This is a genomic window from Corallococcus aberystwythensis (genome assembly GCF_003612165.1).
GTDB classification, from domain to species: domain Bacteria; phylum Myxococcota; class Myxococcia; order Myxococcales; family Myxococcaceae; genus Corallococcus; species Corallococcus aberystwythensis.
Map to the genome: position 1 here is coordinate 1 of NZ_RAWK01000417.1, position 5,925 is coordinate 5,925.

The window sequence follows — 5,925 nt, forward strand, 5'->3', positions numbered from 1 at the left end:
GACCAGGCTCTCGCGGGGCACCTCCACCACGATGGGGGACTGGCCGGAGCGCTGCCGGTTCTCGTCCTCCAGCGAGTAGAAGAGCTGGATCTGCGAGCCGCCCTTCATGACGAGCTCGCCCTTCTGGTTCTCCGCCCAGAGGTCGATTTCGACGAAGTACCGGCCGCCGGAGCCGTGCCGGTCGCTCACGCGGCCCTTGCAGACCACGGTGTCGCCCGGCCACACCATCTTGATGAAGCGGACGTTGTAGCGGCGCAGCTGCCCGCCCCGCGCCCAGTCGCTGATGAGCTGGCCGAGCATGCCCATGACGAGCATGCCGGGGGCGTAGACGGACGGCATGCCCACGCTCTTGGCGTAGAGCTCGTCCACGTGCACGGGGTTGTAGTCGCCGGAGGCGCCCGCGTAGCGCGACAGCTGGACGCGGTCCACCGGGGCCTTGGCCAGCGCCGGCAGCTCGTCACCGACGCGGATGGATTCGAAGTAGAGCTTGCGCGCGGGCATCAGGCGTTCTCCTTGGCGGCACGCACCACGAGGGTCCGGCGGGCGCGGAAGACGAGGTTGCCCTCTTCGTCCCGGCCTTCGTCCTCGATGACCGCGATGTCCATCTTGCCGGACATGCCCGGCCGCTCGAAGACGTCCGACACGCGGGTGGACACGTAGATGCGGTCCCCCGCGAAGATGGGCCGCTCGTAGTCAAAGCCCTGTTCGGCGTGCAGCAGGCTCTTGATGCCCACCCCCAACAGCTCCCGGAGGTCCGCGGCGGAATGGAACGACGCGGGAAACGTGGGCGGCGCGACGATAGTGGGGTAGCCCGACGCTCGGGCGTACTCCTCGTCGTAGTAGATGGGATTGTAGTCGCCAATCGCCTCGGCGAAGCGCCGGATGGCGCCCTTCTCCACCTCGTTGAGCGTCGGCGGCGAGGCGCGGCCAATCGCGTTCTTGTCCAGCATTTCCCTCTCCTGATGGATCTTCAGCGTCCTGACGGAAGCTCGAGCACCGTCATGAGCCCGGCCTCCGCGGCCGTCAAACGTGGCGCGGCATTCACCAGCGCGTTCGCGGTGGCCCGGTCACCCGCCACTCCCCCCGGTATTTCCAGCACCAGCCTGGGATCCGCGTCGATTTCGATGCGATCCCGTGGGTTGTCCGCCCCTACCGCGATGGTCAGCTCCAGGCGGACCCGCTCCTGCCCCTCCTCCAAACCCACCACGGACTGGAACATGCCCGCGACGCGGCCTTTCTTCACGACAAATGCGCCGCCGGTGATCTCCTCCTCGGCGAAGACGGGCGCGACCTCCTCCTCGAAGTCGTCGCAGTCCAGCCCCAGCCCCAGTGCCGCCAGCGCCGCGGACTCCACCAGCCCCACGTGGCCCAGCTCCTCGCGGTCCACCAGGTCGAAGAACTCCTCCTCCGTCAGGCCCGCGCCCACCTTGCGCTGCAGGGCTTCACGGCGCGTGCGGGCGTCCACCACCCGGCTGGCCAGCACCTTGCGCACGGGGCCGCACACCTGCCCCGCGGCGGCCACCAGCCGGTCCAGGACGAAGCCCGGGTTCACGCCGGTGCCCACGATGGCGACGCCCGCCTTCTGCGCGGCGCGCTCCAGCTTCTCCGCCAGCTCCGGGTACTTGAGGTGCGGGAACGCCAGCTCCTCGCAGGTGCTGGCGACGGGCAGGCCGAGCTTCAGCGCGTCCAGCAGCTGATCCATCACCTGGGACAGCCGCGAGCTGGTGGCGTGCAGCACCACCACGCCCTTGCGGCGCCCCACGGCGCGCTCCAGCGAGTCCGCCACCTTGAAGCGCGGCCCGGCCAGTCCCAGCACGTCCCCCAGGGGACGTCCCACCAGGGAGGGCTGCGGGTCCACCGCGCCCATCAATTCCACTTCGGGGGACGACAGGGCTGCCCTGGCAATCTCCTGCCCGATGAACCCCAGCCCCATCACCACCACCGGCACCGGCCCATCAGGGGCTCTAGCCATCGGAGATTGCTCCCGAATTCCAAGGGGTTACAGCCATTTACGTTGGGTAGATGGCCACCATAGAACACGGCTCGACGGGCAGGCAAGCAGGACGTGGAGTCCCGCGTCCTCCGGTTTGGGTGAAACTTCAAGAATTCCGGTAGTTTAGCGGTACTGGAAAGCTTAGGGGGGCCTGTTTGCCCGCCCCTGGACCCGCTATAAGACTCTGAGAAAACCCGCGGCTAATCGCTCGGAGTGTACCTGCTCATGCCCCGAATCCTCGTTGTGGACGACGACGTGCTCATCCTCGCGGCGCTGTCCCGGATCCTCCAGGCGGAGGGTTACGAGGTCGTCACGTACAGCGACCCGGTGGCGGCGTCGCGGGAGCAGGGCTTCGACGTCGTGCTGACGGACTTCATGATGCCGTACCTCAACGGCATCGAGCTGCTCTCGGCGCTCCGGGAGAAGAACCCGCGCGCGGTGCGGTTGATGCTGACGGCGGCGGCGGACTTCAAGACGGCGTCGGAGGCGGTGAACCGGGGCGAGGTCTTCCGGCTGCTGGGCAAGCCGTGGGCCCTGAGCGACCTGACGAGCAGCATCCGGCAGGCGTTCGAGCACCACCGGCTGGTGGCGGCCAACGAGCGGCTGACCCGCGAGGTCGCGGACAAGAACGCGGAGCTGCTGGCCGTCAACGAGGGCCTGGAGCGCCGGGTCATCGAGCGCACCACGGGGCTGCTGGATGGGTTGATCAGCGCGCTGGACTACCGGGACACGGAGACGCAGTGGCACTCGCGGCGCGTGTCCTTGTACGCGCGGCGGCTGGCGCAGGAGATCGGCCTCACGGGGCCCGCGCTGGACGTGGTGGAACAGGGCGCGCTACTGCACGACATCGGGAAGATTGGCGTGCGGGACTCCATCCTGCTCAAGCCCGGTCCGCTCACGCCGGACGAGTGGGTGGAGATGAAGCTGCACCCGGAGTTCGGCTACCGGATGCTGGCGAAGATGCCGTACCTGCACGAGGCGGCGCTCATCGTCCTGCAGCACCAGGAGCGCTGGGACGGCAAGGGCTACCCGATAGGGCTCAAGGGCGAGGAGATCGTCGTCGGCGCGCGCATCTTCTGCCTCGTGGACACGCTGGACGCCATCACGTCCGACCGGCCCTATCGCAAGGGGCGTCCCATGAGCGTGGCGCGCGACGAGGTCCGCCGCTGCGCGGGCACGCAGTTCGACCCGGCGCTGGCGGAGGCGTTCCTCGGTCTGCCGGAGACGGAGTGGGCCCGCATCCGCCGCGAGGTGGAGCAGATGGAAGAGGCGGAGAGCCACCGGTGGACGGGTGGGAACTTGAACGCCCACGGCGAGCCGGTGCCCGCGCGCGCCGCCGGGGCCTGACGCGCGAGCCGCCCGCTTTTCAGGGGGCTCGGATGCCGACGAGGACGTCGTCGATGACCGTGCCCTCCAGGAGCGCGTCCACGACGTCCATGCCGCTGACGACTTCACCGAAGGCCGTGTAGCGGCCGTCCAGGTGCGGCTGCGGTGAGTGGGTGAAGAAGAACTGGCTGCCGCCGGTGTCCTTGCCCGACAGCGCCATCCCCACGGTGCCCCGTTCGTACCGCCGGCGCGTCATCTCGCAGCGGATGGAGTGCCCGGGGCCGCCCTCCCCGTCTCCGCGCGGATCTCCACCCTGCGCGACGAAGTCCGGCACCACGCGGTGGAAGGTGATGCCCCGGAAGTAGCCCTGCTTCGCGAGCGCCACCAGGTTGCCGCCCGTGAGCGGCGCGTCCGGATCCAACAGGACGGTGATGCCGCCCTTGCGCGTGCGCAACGTGAGCGTCGTCCCGGGGGCCGCGGCCGCCGGACGGTACGTGTCCGCGGGCAGCTCCACGCGATTGGAGCGGACGGGGGCACCCGTGAGCGACGTGAGGGACTCGGCCGCGACCCGGCGCACGTTGGCGTGGGGATGCATCAGCCACTCGCGCAGGCGGGCCTCCGCCGCACGGCCCTGCAACGCGACGAGCGCGCCGGCCACCGCCTCTGCCAGGTCCGGCTCCGTGGGGACGCGCGCGGCCAGGGCCTCCACGGCGGGCAGCGCTCCGGCGTCCTTCAGCTTGCCGGCGGTGGCCGCGGCGAGCCCCGCCACCACCGCGTCCCCTCCGCCGATGAGCGCTCGCACGGGGGCCATCGCTTCGGGCACGGGGCGCTCGGAGAGGGCGTCCAACGCGGCGCCGCGCACGATGGGGCTGGCGTGGTTCAGGTAGGGCACCGCGAACGCCGCGCCGGTGGACGTCCCCTTGAACTGGGCCACCTCATGCAGCCCCAGGGCAAGCCACCGGGCTTCGGGCACGCGGCCGTATCCGCACTGGAGCACCTGCTCCAACGCGCCCTGCTGCCGGTCCATCGCCGCCGCGAACCGGCAGTCCAGCCAGGCGAGGTCCGCGTGGGCTTCGTCGGATACGGCGGCGCGGTCGGCCTCCGCGAGGGCGCTCCTCAGGCGCGACAACACCGGACGGCCCCGGAGCGGAAGCCCCTGCTGCGCCACCGCGAGCAGCGCATGTCCCTGCGCGGCCTTCCCTTCCGCCACCTGCTTCGCCCAGTGCCCCGTGTCCTCCAGGGTCATGAGCGGAGCACAAGGCGAGTGGGCCTCGCACTTCGCCGCGAGCTTCGCCAGCGCCCTCGCCGCCTCCGCCACCACACGGGGCGCGGCGTTCCCCAGCGACATGCGCAGCGCCAACGTGTCCCTGGGGCTGCCCACGTCGCCCAGGCCCTTCACGCAGAGGGCCACCACGTCCGGATGCGGGTTGGCCAGACAGGAGACGAGCGTCTCCACGGAGTCCGGCCGCTTCGCCGTCGCCAGGAGGTAAGCTCCGGCGAGGTTCACCTCGATCCGCTCGCGGGGCTTCAACAGCGCGCGGATGGCTTCCAGCGGAACGTCCGCCACCGCCGCCGCGCCCGCCTTGCGCGCCGCCACGCCCAGGGCCGTCGCCGCGGCCTCGGACCAGGGTCCATTGGCCGGAGACAGACGGGCGGTCAGCACCTCCACCGCGCCGGGCGTGGCCAGCTTGCCCAGGGCCTCCAGCATCGTGATGCGCACCCATCCATCGGCTTCCGTGGCCTCGGCGCGCACCAGCGCTCCGGTCAGCGCGGTCCGTGCGTCCTCCGGCAGCGGCTCCCAGGACAGCGCCAGTTCGCCCGCGGCGAAGGCGGCTTCGTCGCGCACGGCCTTGTCCTGCGCCGTCAGCCCCGCGACGACGGCGTCCAATGTCGCCACGTCCTGGATGCGCGCCAGGGCCCGCAGGGCGCGCACTCGGACGGCGGCATCCGGCGCGGACGTCGCGAGCCGCACGAGCTCCCCGCCCCCCAGTGAGCGGCGGTCCTCCCAGTCCTGGATGCGCTGCTTCACGTCGACGGGCGGCTGCGCGGGAGGAGGCTGCGGCACCGTTCGCGCACAGGCGCTCACGAGGAGGAATCCGGCGGACACGGCGGCGGGCAGGCGAGCCATGCTCGAACGGGCTAGGTCAATTCCCCGCGAAAATCCAGGGGTTATGCCGCTGAACAGGTTTGACAGCCGCGCGCCGGGGCCGGGAAGATATCGGGCCGTTTCCCCCCTCCCGGAGCACCGGCCCTGAACTGCCCAGGCTGCAATCGCAAGGTCGCGGACGACACCGCCATCTGCCCCAACTGCGACTACATCATCGACCAGTCCTTCCTTGGGGGAGCCGGGGACGAGGGAGACTCCGGCGATGACGAGAGCACCGGGGTTGGCCCTCCGCCGCGCTCGCGTCCGCCCGCGGCCCGCGCCGCACCGGAGCCCCGTGCGCGCCCTGCCCCGGCCCGCGCCAGGACGGGCGCCCGCCCCGCCGCGCCGCCGCCGGGCGACGACGCCACCAACGTGCGCAGCATGGAGGACATCGCCCGGGAGAAGGCCCAGCGTGCGCCCTCTCGCGCGGGCAGTGGCGCCGCCAAGGCCGCTCCCGCCC

The 5,925-nt window shown here is 71.2% G+C and carries 6 protein-coding genes; 1 reads left to right on the forward strand and 5 read right to left on the reverse strand.

Going from position 1 to position 5,925, the window contains the following annotated elements; all coding sequences use genetic code 11:
• From D7W81_RS39300 to D7W81_RS39310, 3 genes are all read right to left on the reverse strand, one after another.
• On the reverse strand, positions 1-501 hold a 501-nt coding region (locus D7W81_RS39300; RefSeq protein WP_120560459.1), incomplete at its 3' end, for a MaoC family dehydratase.
• Positions 501-950 carry a MaoC family dehydratase N-terminal domain-containing protein gene (locus D7W81_RS39305; protein WP_014397671.1) on the reverse strand — a complete coding sequence of 150 codons (450 nt, stop codon included), beginning with the start codon at positions 948-950 and terminating at the stop codon, positions 501-503. The genes D7W81_RS39305 and D7W81_RS39300, both read right to left, overlap by 1 nt.
• A gap of 20 nt (positions 951-970) precedes the next feature.
• A complete protein-coding gene (locus D7W81_RS39310) occupies positions 971-1,972 on the reverse strand; it encodes an NAD(P)H-dependent amine dehydrogenase family protein (RefSeq protein ID WP_120560460.1) in 1,002 nt (333 codons plus the stop codon).
• 246 nt (positions 1,973-2,218) lie between these two features.
• On the opposite strand from D7W81_RS39310, the gene D7W81_RS39315 reads away from it, so the two are divergent.
• Entirely contained in the window at positions 2,219-3,340 is a 1,122-nt protein-coding gene (locus D7W81_RS39315) for an HD domain-containing phosphohydrolase (RefSeq protein WP_120560462.1), read from the forward strand.
• Positions 3,341-3,359: 19 nt separating this feature from the next.
• Here the strand turns inward: D7W81_RS39315 and D7W81_RS39320 are convergent, their stop codons facing one another.
• Both D7W81_RS39320 and D7W81_RS43145 read right to left on the reverse strand, forming a co-directional pair.
• A complete protein-coding gene (locus D7W81_RS39320) occupies positions 3,360-5,447 on the reverse strand; it encodes a peptidylprolyl isomerase (protein ID WP_120560461.1) in 2,088 nt (695 codons plus the stop codon).
• 185 nt (positions 5,448-5,632) lie between these two features.
• The coding region (locus D7W81_RS43145) for a hypothetical protein (protein ID WP_208721663.1) at positions 5,633-5,925 on the reverse strand (293 nt) is incomplete at its 5' end.